The organism is Acidovorax sp. LjRoot129, assembly GCF_964253765.1.
Lineage (GTDB): Bacteria > Pseudomonadota > Gammaproteobacteria > Burkholderiales > Burkholderiaceae_C > Acidovorax.
Genome location: NZ_CAXUSE020000001.1, coordinates 4,254,442 through 4,272,135, shown reverse-complemented (window position 1 = coordinate 4,272,135; position 17,694 = coordinate 4,254,442). Strand labels below are relative to the sequence as shown.

The following is a 17,694-nucleotide window of genomic DNA, read 5'->3' as shown; positions in this document are numbered from 1 at the left end:
GGGAGCTGCAGGCCGGCCTACCAAGTTCCTACAACGGGCGCCTCAGGGTGCCCTTTTTTCTGGGTTGTCCATGCGCCAAGACTCCGATGTGTTGATCGAGCCCACTGCACCCGCGCCGTTTGGCGACAGCCGGCTGTTGGCCTGCCTGGCCCTGGTGGCACGAGAGCGTGCCTCGGACCTCTTTTTGCTGGCCGGGGCGCCGCCCACCGTGAAGCGGCAGGGCGCATTCTTGCCCATCAGCCAGCAGGTGCTGACGGCGCAGGACATCCGCACCATGGCCTATTCGATCATGGGCAAGGCGCAGCACCACGAGTTTGAAACCACGATGGAATGCGATTTTTCCTATGCCACCGCGCAGGGTGATCGGTTCCGCGTCAACGTGCATTTGCAGCGCAGCCAGGTGGGCATGGTGATCCGCCACGTGGCCTCACAGATTGCCAGTCTGGATGAACTGGGCCTGCCGAAGGTGCTCAAGGAGCTGGCCTTTCTAAAAGGTGGTCTGGTGTTGACGGTGGGCTCTGCGGGCTCCGGCAAGACCACGACCCTCGCCGCATTGCTGGACCACCGCAACGCCAATGCGGCGGGCCACATCCTGACCATCGAAGACCCGATCGAATACCTGCATCCCCACAAAAAATCGCTGATCACGCAGCGCGAGGTGGGCATCGACACCCGCTCCTACGACGAGGCGCTGCGCCGTGCCATGCGCGAGGCGCCCAACGTGATCATGATCGGCGAGATCCGCGACCGCGCCACGATGCAGCATGCCTTGCACTACGCGGAATCGGGGCACCTGTGTGTGTCCACCCTGCACGCGCACAACGCCAACCAGGCCGTGCAGCGCATCCTGAATTTCTTTCCCGAGCACGCGCACAAGCAACTGCAGATGGACTTGTCGCTCAACCTGCGTGCCGTTATCGCGCAACGCCTCATCCGGGGCGTGTCGGCCCGGCTCGTGCCCGCGACCGAGGTGATGCTTCTCACACCCTATGTGGCCGACCTGATTCAAAAAGGCCAGGTCGACGAGCTCAAGACCGCCATCAGCCGCGGCGTGGAGCAGGGGATGTGCAGCTTTGACCAATCATTGTTTGCGCTGGTTGAATCCGGGGCGATCAGCGCCGAAGAGGCGATTGCCCATGCGGACAACCGCACAGATCTGTCGCTGAAATTGCGGCTGGCGGCGGGCGGGTCCCTCAGCGTCGCGGGGATGACCATGCGGGACAACCTGCCGCCCGCCTGACGCGGAACAAGCGGCGCATTGGGGCCATGGCGCACGAGACATGGCGCATGGCAAACGCACGCCGGGCAGGCCCCATAGCAAGAGTTTTTCGGTTCAGGCGCTGGCCTTGACCATCGCATAACGCGCTAGCGTCTGCTGCCGCGCCGCCTCGTGGTCCACGATGGGCAGAGGGTAGTTGCCCCCCAGTTGCACACCCGCGCCCTGCAGCTCCAGCGGCTTGGCCTTCCAGGGGGCGTGCAGCGCCGCATTCGGCAACCCGGCCAGCAGAGGCAGGTACCGACGGATGAACTTGCCGTCCGGGTCGAACTTCTCGCTTTGGCTCACCGGGTTGAAGATGCGGAAGTACGGCTGCGCGTCGCAGCCGCTCGAACTCGCCCACTGCCAGCCCCCGTTGTTGGCCGAGAGGTCGTAGTCGTTGAGCTGCAGCGCAAAGTACGCCTCGCCCCTGCGCCAGTCCAGCCCAAGGTCTTTGACGAGGAAGCTGGCAACGACCATGCGCAGTCGGTTGTGCATGTAGCCCGTCTGGTTGATCTGGGCCATGGCCGCGTCCACCAGGGGGTAGCCGGTGCGCCCTTCGCACCAGGCCGCGAACAGTGCGTCGGCTGCGGGGCCCGTCTCCCAGGCGATGTTGTCGTAGGCGGGCTTGAAGCTTTGCCCCACCACGTGGGGGTGGTGGTACAGGATTTGAAAATAGAAATCCCGCCAGATCAGTTCGCTGAGCCATGTGGCTGCGCCGGGGCTTCCCTGCCGCACGCGCTCGAGTGCCGTGCGGGCGAGCAGGCGGGGCGAGATGGTGCCGAAGCGCAGGTGCACGCTCAGGTAGCTCGGGCCCTTGATCGCGGGGAAGTTGCGTGCATCGTCGTACCGGTCGATGCGCTCCAGGAAGTCGTTCAGCAGCTGGTGCGCGCCCTGGCTTCCGACCGGGATCTTCAGCTGCGCCAGCTCCGTGGGCAAGAAGCCCAGCGCGTCCAGCGTGGGCACGGGTTGGCCCAGCCCTTCGGGCCGGGGCGCGAGCCGCGCGGCATAGCGCTCTACCGGGTAGCTGCTCAGGTAAAACGGATTGATCTTTTTGAGCCACGCGTTCTTGTAGGGCGTGAACACGCTGTAGGGATTGCCCACCTGGGTGAGCACCTCGTTGCGCTCCAGGATCGTGTGGTCCTTGAAGGTATGAAACGCGCGGCCTTGCGCGGCCAGCCGGGTGCGAACGGTGCTGTCCCGTGCCAGCGCCTGGGGTTCGTCGTCGTGGTTGGCAAACACGGCCTGCACGCCCAGCGCTTGCGCAAGGCCCGGAATCACTTCCGCCGCGACAGCGTGGACCACAATGAGCCCTGCACGTTCGTGGCCGGCAAGGCCACGCAGCGCGGTGTCCAGCTCCACCAGCGATTCGCGGATGAACTCCACGCGCCGGTCTTTGCGGGGCAGCGGGTCCAGGATGTCGCGGTCAAAGACAAAAGCGCAGTGCACGTGTTGGCACTGTGTCAGGGCGTGGTACAGGGCGGCCTGATCTTGAGCGCGTAGATCGCGCCGGAACCAGACCAGCCCGCTGGAATACGAGGGCGCCAAGGGGGGCTGCATGTTCACCGTTAAAATTGCGGGATGTCCACCGATTCTGCGCCCATCAACCTGACGCATCACTTCCTGATCGCGATGCCCGGCCTGGAGGATGAGTCTTTCGCGCGCAGTGTGGTCTACCTGTGCGAGCACAGCGAACGCGGCGCGCTCGGGCTCATCATCAACAAGCCCACCGACATCACCTTAAAGGGCCTGTTCGACAAGGTCGATCTGTCCCTGCGGCGCGAAGACCTCACCAAGGAGCCAGTGTTCCAGGGCGGCCCGGTACAGACCGAGCGCGGCTTTGTACTGCACGAACCGATGCTTTTTGAGAGTGCCGAGGCCGATGAATCGGTCTACGCATCCACCATGACCATTCCGGGGGGGCTCGAGATGACGACCTCCAAGGACGTGCTCGAAGCCCTCTCCACCGGTGCAGGCCCGCGCCGCGTGCTGATCACGCTGGGCTACTCGTCCTGGGGCGAAGGGCAGCTAGAGACCGAACTGGCCGAGAACGCCTGGCTCACCGTGGCGGCCGACCTGTCGGTGATCTTCGACACCCCCGTGCCCGAGCGCTACGACCGCGCCCTGGCACTGCTGGGCCTCAAGGCCTGGATGCTGTCGCCCGAGGCGGGGCACGCATGACCGGCTTGCCCGCTCAGCCAGCCGTTCCTGCGCATTTCCAGACCTTTCTTGCTTTCGATTTTGGCCTCAAGCGCACGGGCGTAGCCTCGGGCAACCGCATGTTGAAAAGCGCTACGCCGCAGGCCACGATCAAGGCCGAGGGCGATGCCCGCTTTGCGCTCGTGGCCGAGCGCATCAAGGAGTGGCAGCCCGACGCCCTGGTGATCGGCGTGCCCTACCACCCCGACGGCGCCAGCCACGAGAACACCGCGCGCGCGCTCAAGTTCGGCCGCCAGCTGCGCGGGCGCTTCGGGCTGCAGGTGTTTGAGGTGGACGAGCGCTACAGCACCACCGAAGCCATCGCCGGTGGCGCCAAGGACGCCGATGCCGCCTCGGCCTGCATCATCCTGGAACAGTTTTTGAGGACCCTCCCATGACCACCCCGACCCACTCCATCGCGGGGAGCCTCGTGCTCGATGCCGAGGCTCTGTACCGCGAGTTGCTGCGCGGCGTGCGCAGCATGCACACCGGCACCACACGCCTGGCGGGCATCGCATCGGGCGGTGCGTGGCTCGCTGAGCGCCTGCAAAAGGACCTGGGCCTCGAAGGCCCCGCCGGCGTGCTCTCGTCGGCCATGCACCGCGACGACTTCGCCCAGCGCGGCCTGGCCGCCAGCGCGCAGACTACGCTGCCATTCGACGTGAACGGCGCCGACGTGCTGGTGCTCGACGACGTGCTCTACACCGGGCGCACCATCCGCGCGGTGCTCAACGAGTTGTTCGACTACGGCCGCCCCGCCAGCGTGCGCCTGGCGGTGCTTGTGGACCGCGGCGGCCGCGAGCTGCCGGTGCAGGCCGACTTCGCCGCTGCACGCGTGGCGCTGCCGGCATCGCAGTCGCTGGCCCTGGCGCGTGACGACAGCGGCACCTTCCATTTCCAAGTCAAAGAGGCCTGACCGTGCTGATGAAGCGCAACCCCCAACTCAACGGCAACGGCGAACTCATCCACCTGCTGTCCATCGAAGGGCTGCCGCGCGACATCGTCACGCACATCCTCGACACGGCGGCTAACTTCGTCAGTGTCAACGACCGCGAGGTCAAGAAGGTGCCGCTTTTGCGCGGCAAGAGCGTGTTCAACCTGTTCTTCGAGAACAGTACCCGCACGCGCACCACGTTCGAGATCGCGGCCAAGCGTTTGTCGGCGGATGTGATCAACCTCGACATCGCGCGCAGCTCGGCCAGCAAGGGCGAGTCGCTGCTGGACACCATCGCCAACCTCTCGGCCATGGCGGCCGATTTGTTCGTGGTGCGGCACAGCGAGTCGGGCGCACCGTACCTCATCGCCCAGCACGTGGCGCCGCATGTGCACGTGATCAACGCGGGCGACGGCCGGCATGCCCACCCCACCCAGGGGCTGCTGGACATGTACACCATCCGGCACTACAAAAAAGATTTCAGCAACCTCACCGTGGCCATCGTGGGCGACGTGCTGCACTCGCGCGTGGCGCGCTCGGACATCCACGGCCTGACCACCCTGGGCTGCCCCGAGGTGCGCGTGGTGGGCCCGCGCACGCTGGTGCCGTCCGACATGTCGCAGATGGGCGTGCGCGTGTGCCACACGCTCGAAGAAGGCATCAAGGACGCCGACGTGATCATCACGCTGCGCCTGCAGAACGAGCGCATGAGCGGCGCGCTGTTGCCGTCCAGCCAGGAATACTTCAAAAGCTTCGGCCTCACGCAGGAGCGCTTGCAGCTGGCCAAGCCCGATGCCATCGTGATGCACCCGGGGCCCATCAACCGCGGCGTGGAGATCGACTCCGCCGTGGTGGACGGCAAGCAGAGCGTGATCCTGCCGCAGGTGACCTTTGGCATTGCGGTGCGCATGGCGGTGATGTCCATCGTTGCCGGAAATGAGGCTTAACCCCCTGAGCCGTGCGTCAAGGGGGCCGTGCCGGAGTCACGGCCTCTTCGGCCTGTCCAAGCCTGCGCAGGCAGGCTCGGAGCCGCAGGCGCTCAGCCCCAAGGGGGACGCCCCCGGTGGCCCGGCAAAGCCGGTTCCACGGGGGCGCTGGCGGGGGCGCAGCTGCGGTGCTGTCGTCTAGGCGAAATGAGAATTGGTGCTGCTACGTTTTTTATAGCTGTTGGCGCTTGTATATCAAGCGCTAGGGGCCTATTTGGCTTGAAATCATGAAGATACTGATCCAGAACGGCCGTGTGATCGACCCCGCCTCGGGGCTTGATCAGACCTGCGACATCGCGCTGGCCGCAGGCCGCATCGTCGGGGTGAACCGCGTGCCGCCGGACTTCGCGCCCAACCGGGTGATCGATGCGGCGGGCTGCATCGTGCTGCCCGGGCTGGTGGACCTGGCGGCGCGATTGCGCGAGCCGGGGTATGAGCACGAAGGCATGCTCGAATCCGAGATGGCCGCTGCCGTGGCCGGGGGCGTGACCAGCCTGGTGTGCCCGCCCGATACCGACCCCGTGCTCGACGAGCCGGGGCTGGTGGAGATGCTCAAGTTCCGCGCCGAGAAGCTGCACCAGTCGCGGTTGTTCCCGCTGGGCGCGCTCACCCGCAATCTGGCGGGCGAAGTGCTGACCGAAATGGCCGAGCTGACCGAATCAGGCTGCGTGGGCTTTGGCCAGGCCGAGGTGCCGCTGGCCAGCACGCAGGTGCTGCAGCGCGCGTTGCAGTACGCCGCCACGTATGGCTACACCGTGTGGCTGCGCCCGCAGGAGATGCATCTGGGCAAGGGCGTGGCCGCCAGCGGCCCGCTGGCCACGCGCCTGGGCCTCTCGGGTGTGCCCGTGGCGGCCGAGACCATCGCGCTGCACACCATCTTCGAGCTGCTCAAGACCACGGGCGCCCATGTGCACCTATGCCGCATCAGCAGCGCAGCCGGCGTGGAGCTGCTGCGCCGTGCCAAGGCCGAAGGCCTCAAGGTGACGGCCGATGTGAGCATCAACTCGCTGCACCTCACCGACGTGGACATCGGCTTCTTCGACAGCCGCGCGCGCCTGTCGCCGCCGCTGCGCCAGCAGCGCGATCGCGACGCGCTGAACGCCGCCTTGCTCGACGGCACCATCGATGCGCTGGTGTCCGACCACACCCCGGTCGACGAAGACGCCAAGACCCTGCCGTTCGCCGAAGCCGAGCCCGGCGCCACCGGCCTGGAGCTGCTGCTGTCGCTGGCGCTCAAGTGGTCGCAAGACAGCGGCGTGCCGCTGCAGCGCGCGCTGGCCGTGGTCACGTCCGAACCGGCCCGCGTGCTGGGCTCCGCCCTGGGCACGCTGCAGGCCAGCGTGGGCCAGATCGTGGAAGGCGGCGTGGGCGACCTGTGCATTTTCGACCCCACTGCCGCCTGGACGGTGCATGCCGATGTGCTGCGCAGCCAGGGCAAACACACGCCGTTCTCGGGCTACGAGCTTCCGGGCCGCGTGCGCATGACGCTGGTGGGTGGGCAGGTCGCGTTTGGGTGAAGCAGGACCCCTGTACCGCAGCCCGCTCGGTGCTGCCCGCCAGAGGCGGCAGCTCTTCGATGCAGTCCACGCCTGCGCAGGCAGGCATGGAGCCGCGGCCTCTCAGCCCCCAGGGGGACGCCACCCGTGGCCCGGAAAAGCTGGTTCCACGGTGGCACTCGCCCTGGGGCGTGCCGGTTGCATGCGGCATGGGCGATAGCGGTGTCAGACCTGTCTATGGGGCAATGAAATGAGGCACTCGCGCGCCTTCTGGCGCCTGCTGCGGATGCTGGGCCACATCGCCAAGGGGTTGTGGATCGTGGCGCTGCGTTTCCCGGCGCTGCCTGCGGACCAGCAGCATGCGCATGTCCAGGCCTGGTCGGTGCAGTTGCTGGCGTGTGCCGGCATCAGCCTGCGCATCGTGGGCCAGCCGCCCGTGAGCGGGCCGGTGATGCTGGTGGCCAACCATATTTCGTGGCTCGACATCCCGGTGATGCACGCGGCGCGCCACTGCCGCTTTGTGTCCAAGTCCGATGTGCAGGGCTGGCCGATCATCGGCACCATGGCCACCGCGGCGGGCACGTTGTACATCGAGCGCAGCTCGCGCCGCGACGCGCTGCGCATGGTCAAGTCCATGCAGGAATCATTGGAGCGGGGCGAGGTGCTGGCGGTTTTTCCCGAGGGCACCACGGGCGACGGCCGCGCGATGCTGCCGTTTCATGCCAACCTGATCCAGGCCGCGGTGGCCGCCCAGGCGCCCGTGCAACCGGTGGGCCTGCGGTTTGTTGACAGCGCCACCGGCGCCACGAGTTTTGCGCCGAGCTACATCGGCGACGAGACGCTGGTCGGCTCCATCTGGCGCACGCTCAGCGCGCCAGCCATCGAAGCCGTGGTGCACTACGGCGAAATCCAGCAGGCCCAGGGGCGCGACCGCCGCGCCTGGACGCAGCACCTGCACGACACGGTCGACGGTCTGCGCCGCACGGGCTGAGCAGCCCTCAGGCCAGCGCCGCGGGTTTGCGGCCCTGCGGCTCTGCGGCGTGCCCGCCTACTGCCACCCCGGGCGGTTCAGCGATGGCTTCAGGGTGCAAAAGCGGGCATATTCCACAGATGCGGCTGCGTGGGCCGCGGGGCCGCCGCCCAATCCACGCCTTTTCCCGTATCGTCCGCCATTTTTGGCCTGCAGCCCCTGCAGGCCTTTTCACTGCCGGGAGGGCACCATGAATCTGATCGAACGCGCCAAGGCCATTCTTCTGCAACCCAAGGAGACCTGGGTTGCCATCGAGTCCGAGGCCACCGATGCCGCCACCTTGTTCACCCGCTATGCCATGGTCCTGGCGGCCATCCCGGCCGTCTGCGGTTTTATCGGCATGTCGCTGATCGGCTTTGGCGGCTTCGGCGTCACTATCCGCGTGCCGTTGGTGGCCGGCCTCGTGAACATGGTGGTGTCGTACGTGCTGAGCCTGGTGGGCATCTTTGTGCTGGGCCTCATCATCGATGCGCTGGCCCCCACCTTCGGCGGCCAGAAGAACCCCATCCAGGCGCTCAAGGTGGCGGTGTATGCCAGCACCGCCGCGTTGTTGGGGGGCGTCTTCAGCCTGCTGCCTGCCCTGGCGGTGCTGGGCCTGGTGGCGGCGCTGTACTCCATCTACCTGCTCTACACCGGCCTGCCGGTGCTCATGAAGAACCTGCCGGAGAAATCGGGGGTCTACACGGCGGTGGTTATCGTGGCGGCGATTGTGGTGGGCGTGATCATCGGCGCCGTCAGCTCCATCTTCATGCCCCGCAGTGGGTCGCTGATGGGTGGAACCGCAGGCCCCGCCATCACCATGAACACACCGGGCGGCACGGTGTCCATCGACACCACAGGGCTGGAAGCTGCGGGCAAGAAGATGGAAGAAGCCGCCCGCAAGATGGAAGCGGCGCAAAAGAGCCAGGACCCCGCCGCCATCGCTGCCGCCAGGGGCCAGGCCGCCGCGGCGGCTGCCAGCGTGCTGGGTGGTGCCGTGGGGGCCGGTCAGGCCATCGCTGCGCAGTCGCTCAAGGCGGCGCTGCCCGAAAAATTGGCAGGCCTGCCCCGCACCGGTTTTGACGTGCAGGACGGCGCGGCCCTGGGCCTGCCTACCAGCCAGGCCAGCGCGCAGTACGGCAGCGATGGCAAACAGGTGCGCCTGGAGATCGTCGACATCGGCGGCCTGGGCCAGATGGCCGCAATGTCCATGGGCATGGCCCAGGGCGAGAAGGAAGACCAGACGAGCGCCGAGAAGACCTGGCAAGAGGGCGGCCGTACGCTGCACACCCGCTATGAAAAAGACGGCAGCCATGCCGAGTTCAAGACCATCCTGAAGAACGGCCTGGTGGTCAGCATCGAAGGCGACAAGGCCAGCATCAAGGAGCTGCAGGGCTATATGTCGCAGGTGGACCTCAGTGGGCTGGAAGGGCTGCAGCGCAAGGGCAAGTCCTGATCGAATGGCTGCCTGGCGGCGCTTGCGGCCTCGCCCAACCCACCCGACAAGCCGGCACCCGCCGGCTTTTTTGCGAGTGGGGATAGCTGGTGTGAGCCTGCCGCGTCACGCACCCGTCGACGCACAGTGAGACGATCCGAAAAATGGTCTTCAGAGGTCCTAGACTGCAAGCGCCCAGGCCACCTCCTTCGTTGCGGAGCCTCCATACGGCGCCGGGCTGCCCTGCCATTTGTTGTCTTCATTTCCCCCTATGCCAGCTTCTGCTCCACTGCCCCTGTACCCACGCGCCATGGGCCCGGCGTTTGCTCGACTGGCGCCTGCGCTGGCGCGTTTTCACAGCCTCTCGGGTTTGCACCGGCTGCACGGGCAGGTGGTGGTTGAGGCCCCCTCTGGCGCGTTGGCCCGTGTACTCGCCTGGGCGCTGGGTGCACCGCAGCGCTCGGCGCACGGCGACATCGTTTTTGAACTGAACGCCACCCCGGACGCCGAGGTCTGGACACGCCATTTCCCCACGCGGGCCATGCGCTCCACCCTGCGCGAATCGGGCGGTCAGGTGGTCGAGCACCTGGGGGCTGCGCGCCTGGGTTTTGTGCTCGAGGAGTCGCAAGGCCGCTTGGTCATGCGCCTGGCGCAGCTGCACTTTCTGGGCATTGCGTGCCCGGCGTGGCTGCGGCCCAAGGTGGTGGCCGAGGAGTCGGGGCAGGGCGACACACTGCACTTTCATGTGCAGGCCACGGTGCCCTGGGTGGGGCGGGTGGTTCATTACCGCGGGCACCTGGTGGTTCCGGCTGCGGTGGGGTCGCCCGCATGATTGTCGTGTTCGACGCGCAGTGCCTGCTTTGCAACCGCTGGGTGCGGTTTCTGCTGCGTTACGACCGCGTGGGGCGCTTTCGCTTTGCATCCATGCAGGGGCACACGGGCCAGCGCCTGTTGGCCAGTGCGGGGCTGCCGGTGGATGGGCTGCAGACGCTGCTGTTGGTGGATGGGGACCGCAGCTGGCAGCACACTGCAGCCATTCTTCGCGTGCTCCACCAACTGGGTTGGCCGTGGCGGCTGGCCTGGGCGGCGTGGCTGGTGCCGGCACCGCTGCGCAATGCGCTTTACCGCTGGATGGCGCGCAACCGCTACCGGATCTGGGGCCGGTCTGAGGTCTGCATGGTGCCTTCGCCTGAGACGGCTGCACGATTTCTGGATTGATGAGGGGAGCCCGCGCAGCGCTGCAGCGTCGTCAGGCGTGCGGGAAGCGGATTGCTATAAAAACAATAGCTATAAATGCTTATTAAATAAGCGCTAGGGGCCATTTAGGCCCTAAATTCCGCTCTTCACTCCCGCGGAAAGGTCACCACATGGTCGACTTCTGCACGGATGCCGATCCACTCGCCCAGCGCGTGGTCGTGGTGGCTGGGCACGTGGGCCACCACCGTGTGGCCGCTGGCCAGGCGCAGGGTGTACAAAAACTCCGAGCCGCGGAACGACTTGCGCACGATCTGCGCCTGCACTGGCGCCTGGTCGTCGTGGACGATGTCGTCGGCGCGCAGCAGCACGTCGCATTCACCGCCGGGGTAGCTGGCGGGCAGCGGGCACTCCTCCAGGTCGGTCAGGTCGCCCAACGGCGTCTGCGCCACGACATTGGTGCCGCGCTGCAGTAGCGTGGCCGGCGCAAACACGCCATGGCCAATAAAGTCGGCCACAAACCGCGTGGCGGGGCGGTGGTACAGGGTGTACGCGTCGTCCCACTGGTGGAGGTGGCCTTCGTGCATCACCCCGATCACGTCGCCAATCGCAAAGGCCTCGAGCTGGTCATGAGTCACGAACAGCGCCGTCGCGCCCGCCGCCTTCAGGATGGCGCGCACTTCGTGGGCCAGGCGCTCGCGCAGGTCCACGTCCAGGTTGGAAAAAGGTTCGTCCAGCAGCATGAGCTGCGGGCGCGGGGCCAGCGCACGGGCCAGCGCCACGCGCTGCTGCTGTCCACCGGAGAGCTCGTGCGGATGGCGGTGCTCGCTGCCTTCCAGGCCCACCAGCTTCAGCACCTCGGCCACGCGCGCGGCCTGCTCGGCGCGCGGCAGCTGGTGGATGCCAAACGCCACATTGCGGCCCACCGAGAGGTGCGGAAACAGCGCGTAGTCCTGAAACACCATGCCGATGCGGCGCAGCTCGGGTGGCACGCTCAACGTGGCGCTGCCCACCACCTGCTGCATCAGGCGGATTTGGCCGCCCGACACGGGCTCCAGCCCCGCCACTGCGCGCAGCAGCGTGGTCTTGCCGCAGCCCGAGGGGCCGATTAGCACCCCGATATCGCCCGCATTGAGGCTGAGCGTGACACCTTGCACGGCGGCTTGCGCGCGGCCGGCATAGCGCACGTCGAGTTGGGAGACCTCAAGAAACATGGCGCCATTTTAGGTGTTGCCACGAATGCTTAGAATTCGTATTTGCATTCGCTGGCGGTTGTTTGTGACTTTGCGACGAGGGAACCGCCGGCCTCGTCGCTGCGGGTCGCAGGCTCTGTTTCCCTTTCGTGGCGTCCGAGCCCGGTTGCCAAGCCTTTCCCCCGTTGTCCCGGGCACGCCACCCACCGTGCCTCACACGCTCTCACCTTGCGCCGCACTTCCTTCGCCTTTCGTTCCATTCCGCTGATCCTGTTGGCCGGATTCCTTGTGCTGCCCGTGCTGGCGGTGCTGGCGTCGTGGTTGCCGTGGGGCCAGGGCAACGCGCAGTCCGGTGCCATCCTGCGCGAAATGGCCGCCACCGTGCTGCCAGGCTACATCTGGACCACGCTGTGGCTCAGCATGCTGGTGGCAGTGGGCGCGGCCGTCGTGGGCACGGGCGCGGCAGCGGTGGTCACGCTGTTCGACTTTCCCGGTCGCCGCACCTTCGAATGGCTGCTGCTGCTGCCACTGGCCATGCCGGCCTATGTCACGGCCTATGCGTACACCGACTTCCTGCAGTTCAGCGGGCCGCTGCAAGTGGGCCTGCGCAACACCTTTGGCCTGGAAGGCCGGCTGCTGCCCGAGGTGCGCAGCCTGGGCGGCGCGGTGTGGGTGTTCATCTTTTCGCTCTACCCGTATGTCTATCTGCTCGCGCGCACCGCGCTGGGCGAGCGCGCGGCGCACCTGATGGAAGCCGCGCGGCTGCTGGGCGCGCCGCTGCCCCGCCGCATCCGCACGGTGGCGCTGCCGCTGGCGCGCCCGGCGGTGGCGGCCGGCGTAGCCCTGGTGCTGATGGAGACGCTGGCGGACTTTGGTGTCTCCAGCTACTTCGGCATCCAGACCTTCACCACCGGCATCTACAAGGCCTGGCTGTCCATGGACAACCGGCTGGCCGCGGCGCAGCTGGCCACCATCCTTCTGGTCCTGGTGATGCTGCTGCTGCACATGGAACACCGCGCACAAAAGCGCATGCGATTTGCAGCCGGCGGCGGCCGGGCGGGCTCGGCCGAAGCCCAGCCGGTGCGGCTGCGCGGCGCACGTTGCGGGGCCGCATGGGCCATTTGCCTGCTGCCGGTGGTGATGGGATTTGTGGCGCCGGTGCTCTTCATGCTGCGGCCACTGGCGGCTGACTGGTCCGTGTTGCCGTGGGAACGGTTTGCCGACTGGGCCTGGAACAGCGTGCGGCTTGGCGCCATCACCGCCGGCCTGGCCGTGGCCGTGGCGCTGGCCCTGGCCTTTGCCGTGCGCCGCCAAAGCGACCGCATCACCCGCGGCGTGGTGCAGCTGGCCAGCGTGGGCTACGCCGTGCCCGGCGCCGTGATTGTGGTCGGCCTGCTGCTGCCCGTGGGCTGGCTGCAAGCCGCGGTGCCGCAGTGGGGCGTCGGCGCGCTCGTCACGGCCACGGCGTTCGGCATTGTGTGGGCCTACCTGGTGCGCTTTTGCGCGGTGGCGCTGCAGTCCATGCAAAGCGGCTACGCCCGCATTCCGCCCAGCCTCGACGCGTCGGCCCGCATGCTCGGCGCCGGCAGCACGCGGCTGCTGGCACGCGTGCACTGGCCGCTGCTCAAGCGCTCCACGGCCGCTGCGGCGCTGCTGGTGTTTGTCGATGTGATGAAAGAGCTGCCCGCCACCATGGTGCTGCGGCCCTTCAACAGCGACACCCTCGCCGTCGTGGCCTACCAGCTGGCGCGCGACGAGCGCCTGGGCGAGGCGGCACTGCCGTCGCTGGCGCTGGTGGCGGTGGGGCTGGTGCCGGTGATTTTGTTGAGCCGGACGTTGCGCAGCAGGAATTAGCTCGCGCGGCACGCACATGCGCCCCGGGGGCGCAGTAGCGTATCGGCCTAACGCTGTAGCGGTAAGGGGTCAGGGCAAAGGGGGTGCGCTATTGATATTCGGTGCACTCCAGTTTCTCTTGCCCTCAACGTGGAGCCTGCGGCTTGGCAGTACAGGCATCGTGGCTTACGGAGCAGGGTAGATTGACCCCGTGTATGCCCCGCCGGACGACCGACTCGGCGGGGTCACGATCAAGGTGCGATAAGACTTGTAGTTGCCGTCCTTGATCTCATCACCGATCCAAACAATCCATTCATCCGGGCGTGTTTTCATCCTGCCCCCTGCGACTGGGCGGCGGACCACGCCAACAATTTGCAGACTGAAGAACTGCTCGCTCGTTTCTATCTCCACAGTGTTTCTGGTCATTTTTACCGTGCCAGGCGCCAACAGGGCCTTCAGCGTGTGGCTTTGACTGTCGGCGCGGTTGCGCAGCGAGGACGGGAAAGAGCGCAGATCCAAGCGCTCGAAAAGAGCTTTGGCCGCGTGGGCGGGCAATAGGCGATTGCCCACTAAAAACGGGTCGCTAGAAATCAAGCGAACCGCGTCGCACACCAAGTATTCGGCTCGGATTTCGGCATTGCGCACGGACTCGTCGGGCGAACTTGCGGGCAACAAGTTTGAATACTGTGCGCAGTTGCTCGCGGTGGCGCCATTGTCGAAAGCAAGCGGAGTTCGGGGGGCGGACAGCGTCTTCTTAATGTCGCGCAAGGCCACCGCCAGCTCGGAGCTGGTTACTTCGACTTGGGTGAGGGTGGATGGGGCTAGGCCTTCAGCCGCTTGTACCGCGCTGCTAGAAAAAAGCAGGACTGCTACCGCAGCGAACCAGGGCTTTGTCACTTGATTTTCTCCAGTGGCGGGACTATCTCTTCGCGTGGTGTACTTCGCCGAAGCTCTCCAAAGCTAGGCTGCTTCCAGCCAATCACTGCCCAGTGACCACGTGAGCAGCAGGATGTCTTCAGATTGGAATGCTATCAAAAAAATAGCTGTTAGCGCTTTATAGATAAGCGCTAGCAGCCATTCTGACCATATTTTCACCGCGCACCGGTGGTGCGCGCCCCGGTTCGGGCGCTCGTGCTGGCTTTATGCCTGCGTGTACGCCGTCTTCACCGTCGTGTAGAACTCGGCGGCGTAACGTCCCTGCTCGCGCGGGCCGTAGCTGCTGCTCTTGCGGCCGCCAAACGGCACGTGGTAGTCCACGCCGGCCGTGGGCAGGTTCACCATCACCATGCCGGCTTGCGCGTTGCGCTTGAAGTGGGTGGCGTGCTTGAGGCTGGTGGTGGCGATGCCGCTGGCCAGGCCAAACTGCGTGTCGTTGGCCAGGGCCAGCGCTTCGTCGTAGTTCTTCACGCGCTGCACGCTGACCACGGGGCCAAAGATTTCTTCGCGGTTGATGCGCATGCCGGGTGTGGTTTCGGTGAACAGGGCGGGGCGCATGTAGTAGCCGGGCGCGCCATCGGCGTTCTTTTCCAGGGCTTCGCCGCCAAAGGCGAGCTTGGCGCCTTCCTGCTGGCCGATGCCGACGTATTCCAGGTCTTGCGCCAGCTGGCGGTCGTCCACCACGGGGCCGATGTCGGTGCCGGCCTTGCGGGCGTCGTCGACCTTCAGGGTTTTCATCTTCTCGATCACGGCGGCCACGAAGCGGTCGTGGATGCCTTCGGTCACGATCACGCGGCTGCTGGCGGTGCAGCGCTGGCCGGTCGAGAAGAAACCGCTGTTGACGGCGGCGCCCACGGCCACGGCCAGGTCAGCGTCATCGAGCACCACAAAGGGGTTCTTGCCGCCCATTTCCAATTGCACTTTGGCGCCGCGCGGCACGCAGGCCGCCGCCACGCGCTGGCCCGTGCCCACCGATCCGGTGAAGCTCACGCCGGCAATGCGCTCGTCTTCGAGCAACACCTGGCCCACTTCAGCGCCGCGGCCCATCACCAGGTTGAACACGCCGGCTGGGAGGCCCGCGCGGTGCAGGATGTCGGCCAGCGCCCAGGCGGAGCCCGGCACCACTTCGGCGGGCTTGAACACCACGCAGTTGCCGTAGGCCAGCGCGGGTGCGATCTTCCATGCCGGGATGGCGATGGGGAAGTTCCACGGCGTGATGATGCCGATCACGCCCAGGGGCTCGCGCGTGATCTCGATGCCCACACCCGGGCGCACCGACGGGATCAGCTCGCCGCCGGGGCGCAAAGCCTCGCCCGCAAAGAACTTGAAGATGGCGGCCGCGCGGCCCACTTCGCCGATCGCCTCGGGCAGGGTCTTGCCTTCTTCGCGGGCGAGCAGGTCGCCCAGCTCGGCCTTGCGCGCAATGATCTCGTTGCCCACTGCGTCCAGGATGTCAAAACGCTGCTGGGGCGTGGACAGGCTCCACGCGGGGAAAGCCGCATGCGCCGCCGACACGGCTTCCAGGGTTTGCTCACGGCTGGCGACGGCGTAGTCGCCGATCACGTCGCGCGTGTCCGAGGGGTTGGTGTTTTGGTAGGTGCGGGCGCCTTCGGTCCAGGTGCCGCCAATCAGATTTGCATGCATGGCTATGGTGGTGTGAGTGAGAAAAATGACAACGTGCCCGGCAGCGCCGGGCACGGGCGGGAAGTTGGTGTGGTCTTGCACGCTATCTGGCACTTGAAACCGCGCCTTTTCGGCCATGGCTGCGTTGCAAATCCTCGCGATACCTGCGGGTATCGCTGTGGTTTGCGCCTTGCCCTGACCAAAAATCCATCGGTTTCAAATGTGCCTTCAAGCATGCAACACCACACTAGAACGCCGTCCGCAGGCCGACCTGCGTCACGCCCTTCTGGCTGATGTAGTCCTTCAGGTCGCCGGTGGCTTGCGACACCGAAGCGTACAGGAAGGTGTTTTTGGACAAGGCGTAGCGCGCGCCAAAGGCGATCTTGCCCAGGGTGCTGTTCTGGCCTGCGGCGTTGGCGTATTTCACGCGGGTGTAGTTGGCGCCCAGCAGCACCCACTGGGTCACGGGCACTTCCACGCCGATGGTGGTGCCGTCGCTGCGGTCCATGGCAAACGTGCTGTCGCCCGTCACGGTGAGGTTGTTGCCGGTGAAGGCGCCGTTGACCGAGGTGGTGACAAGGTCGCGGTTGCGCTGCACGCCGCCCAGCACCTTGACGGGGCCGAAGTTGTAGTTGGCCGCCACGGTGAGGGACTTGTTCACGTTGTCGCCCGTGGTGCGCGAGCGGTTCCATTCGTACGACAGCGCGGTGTTGAGCGCGCCCTGGCTGTAGCTCAATTTCACGCCGTAGAAGCGGTCGGCCGTCTTCTCGCCCGGCGCCACCTGTGCTGCGGCCTGAAAGCCGCTGTAGTTCACCGTCTGCACCTGGATCACGTTGTCGGCGCGGGGTGCGTTGAGCCACAGGGGCAGGGCCTTGCCGGCGTTGGTCACGCCCGTGCCGGGGTTCAGCGTCAGTGCGTTGGTGAACGGGTTGCTCAGTCCCATCACCGAGTCTTCCAGGATGTACTGGCGGCCCAGGCGCAGCTCGCCCACGCTGGCCGAAGACAGCCACACAAAGGCCTGGCGGCCGAACGCGCGCCCGCCCTGGCCCGAGGTGCCGTTGTCAACGTTAAAGCCGTTTTCCAGCAGCACGCCCGCCTTGAGGCCGCCGCCCAGGTCTTCGGTGGTGCGAACGCCCCAGCGCGAGCCGTTCAGGCCGTTGGTCGTCCCGTCGTTCATCGCCGTCTGGCTGCCCGCGCCCGACTTGGAGCCGGCGCTGTAGTGGCTCACGTTGGCGTCCACCAGGGTGAACAGCGTCACGCTGGACTGGGCTTGGGCCAGGGGCGCAAATGCCAGCAGGGCGGTGGTGGTGCCGCCCAGGACAGAGGCGCGCAGAAAAGTCTTGTTCACGTGTTGTCTCCTCGTAATTTCTTTTGAAGCAATGGTCTTGGTGTGCAGGGCCGACGCCGCGCAGGAACGCGGCGCAGCCAGTGCTGGGGCGCTTGTCAGCAGACGGTGGGGCGGGCTTCAAAGGTGAGAAGACGCACTGCGGCAGCCGGGTAGGCCGCCTCCGGCTGAGCAGGCATGTTGTATGTCATCGTACAACAAGAGATGTAACTAGGCGCCTCGGGTTACTACTTATCTGCGTTGGTCAAGCCCTTGC

16 protein-coding genes are annotated in these 17,694 nt (G+C 66.3%); 11 read left to right on the top strand and 5 right to left on the bottom strand.

The window, feature by feature from the left end; all coding sequences use genetic code 11:
* Positions 1–70 precede the first annotated feature (70 nt).
* A complete protein-coding gene (locus ACSQ3Q_RS19620) occupies positions 71–1,240 on the top strand; it encodes a PilT/PilU family type 4a pilus ATPase (protein WP_436136007.1) in 1,170 nt (389 codons plus the stop codon).
* A 93-nt stretch (positions 1,241–1,333) separates the two neighbouring features.
* Here ACSQ3Q_RS19620 and ACSQ3Q_RS19615 read toward each other — a convergent pair whose 3' ends face one another.
* Entirely contained in the window at positions 1,334–2,815 is a 1,482-nt protein-coding gene (locus tag ACSQ3Q_RS19615) for a cryptochrome/photolyase family protein (protein ID WP_436137037.1), read from the bottom strand.
* 21 nt (positions 2,816–2,836) lie between these two features.
* Between ACSQ3Q_RS19615 and ACSQ3Q_RS19610 the strand changes: the two genes are divergently transcribed.
* The 9 genes from ACSQ3Q_RS19610 to ACSQ3Q_RS19570 all read left to right on the top strand — a co-directional run bounded on the left by ACSQ3Q_RS19610 (position 2,837) and on the right by ACSQ3Q_RS19570 (position 10,532).
* Positions 2,837–3,436, top strand: a complete 600-nt coding sequence (locus ACSQ3Q_RS19610; RefSeq protein ID WP_436136006.1) for a YqgE/AlgH family protein — start codon at positions 2,837–2,839, stop codon at positions 3,434–3,436.
* Positions 3,433–3,852 carry a Holliday junction resolvase RuvX gene (ruvX, locus tag ACSQ3Q_RS19605; protein ID WP_436136005.1) on the top strand — a complete coding sequence of 140 codons (420 nt, stop codon included), beginning with the start codon at positions 3,433–3,435 and terminating at the stop codon, positions 3,850–3,852. Before ACSQ3Q_RS19610 ends, ruvX begins: the two co-directional genes overlap by 4 nt.
* The gene (pyrR, locus tag ACSQ3Q_RS19600) at positions 3,849–4,370 is read left to right on the top strand and encodes a bifunctional pyr operon transcriptional regulator/uracil phosphoribosyltransferase PyrR (RefSeq protein WP_436136004.1); all 522 of its coding nucleotides are present in this window, start codon (positions 3,849–3,851) and stop codon (positions 4,368–4,370) included. Before ruvX ends, pyrR begins: the two co-directional genes overlap by 4 nt.
* 2 nt (positions 4,371–4,372) lie before the next feature.
* The gene (locus ACSQ3Q_RS19595; RefSeq protein ID WP_436136003.1) at positions 4,373–5,335 is read left to right on the top strand and encodes an aspartate carbamoyltransferase catalytic subunit; all 963 of its coding nucleotides are present in this window, start codon (positions 4,373–4,375) and stop codon (positions 5,333–5,335) included.
* A 266-nt stretch (positions 5,336–5,601) separates the two neighbouring features.
* The gene (locus tag ACSQ3Q_RS19590) at positions 5,602–6,891 is read left to right on the top strand and encodes a dihydroorotase (RefSeq protein WP_436136002.1); all 1,290 of its coding nucleotides are present in this window, start codon (positions 5,602–5,604) and stop codon (positions 6,889–6,891) included.
* Between the two features lie 229 nt (positions 6,892–7,120).
* On the top strand, positions 7,121–7,861 hold the full coding sequence (locus ACSQ3Q_RS19585; RefSeq protein ID WP_436136001.1) for a lysophospholipid acyltransferase family protein: 741 nt from the start codon (positions 7,121–7,123) through the stop codon (positions 7,859–7,861).
* 229 nt (positions 7,862–8,090) lie between these two features.
* On the top strand, positions 8,091–9,335 hold the full coding sequence (locus ACSQ3Q_RS19580; RefSeq protein WP_436136000.1) for a Yip1 family protein: 1,245 nt from the start codon (positions 8,091–8,093) through the stop codon (positions 9,333–9,335).
* 250 nt (positions 9,336–9,585) lie between these two features.
* The gene (locus ACSQ3Q_RS19575) at positions 9,586–10,146 is read left to right on the top strand and encodes a DUF4166 domain-containing protein (protein ID WP_436135999.1); all 561 of its coding nucleotides are present in this window, start codon (positions 9,586–9,588) and stop codon (positions 10,144–10,146) included.
* Positions 10,143–10,532 (top strand): thiol-disulfide oxidoreductase DCC family protein, encoded by a 390-nt coding sequence (locus ACSQ3Q_RS19570; RefSeq protein WP_436135998.1) that lies wholly within the window; start codon positions 10,143–10,145, stop codon positions 10,530–10,532. Before ACSQ3Q_RS19575 ends, ACSQ3Q_RS19570 begins: the two co-directional genes overlap by 4 nt.
* Before the next feature lie 125 nt (positions 10,533–10,657).
* Here the strand turns inward: ACSQ3Q_RS19570 and ACSQ3Q_RS19565 are convergent, their stop codons facing one another.
* Positions 10,658–11,722 (bottom strand): ABC transporter ATP-binding protein, encoded by a 1,065-nt coding sequence (locus ACSQ3Q_RS19565; protein ID WP_436135997.1) that lies wholly within the window; start codon positions 11,720–11,722, stop codon positions 10,658–10,660.
* 207 nt (positions 11,723–11,929) lie between these two features.
* Here ACSQ3Q_RS19565 and ACSQ3Q_RS19560 point away from each other — a divergent pair, with 207 nt between their 5' ends.
* Positions 11,930–13,555: an ABC transporter permease gene (locus ACSQ3Q_RS19560; RefSeq protein ID WP_436135996.1), complete on the top strand. Its 1,626-nt coding sequence runs from the start codon at positions 11,930–11,932 to the stop codon at positions 13,553–13,555.
* A 165-nt stretch (positions 13,556–13,720) separates the two neighbouring features.
* On the opposite strand, the gene ACSQ3Q_RS19555 is transcribed toward ACSQ3Q_RS19560, so the two are convergent.
* The 3 genes from ACSQ3Q_RS19555 to ACSQ3Q_RS19545 form a co-directional block, all read right to left on the bottom strand.
* Positions 13,721–14,431 (bottom strand): hypothetical protein, encoded by a 711-nt coding sequence (locus ACSQ3Q_RS19555; RefSeq protein ID WP_436135995.1) that lies wholly within the window; start codon positions 14,429–14,431, stop codon positions 13,721–13,723.
* A gap of 243 nt (positions 14,432–14,674) precedes the next feature.
* Complete coding sequence (locus ACSQ3Q_RS19550) at positions 14,675–16,114, bottom strand: aldehyde dehydrogenase family protein (protein ID WP_436135994.1); 1,440 nt, start codon at positions 16,112–16,114, stop codon at positions 14,675–14,677.
* Between the two features lie 226 nt (positions 16,115–16,340).
* A complete protein-coding gene (locus tag ACSQ3Q_RS19545; RefSeq protein WP_436135993.1) occupies positions 16,341–17,441 on the bottom strand; it encodes a porin in 1,101 nt (366 codons plus the stop codon).
* Positions 17,442–17,694: the final 253 nt, after the last annotated feature.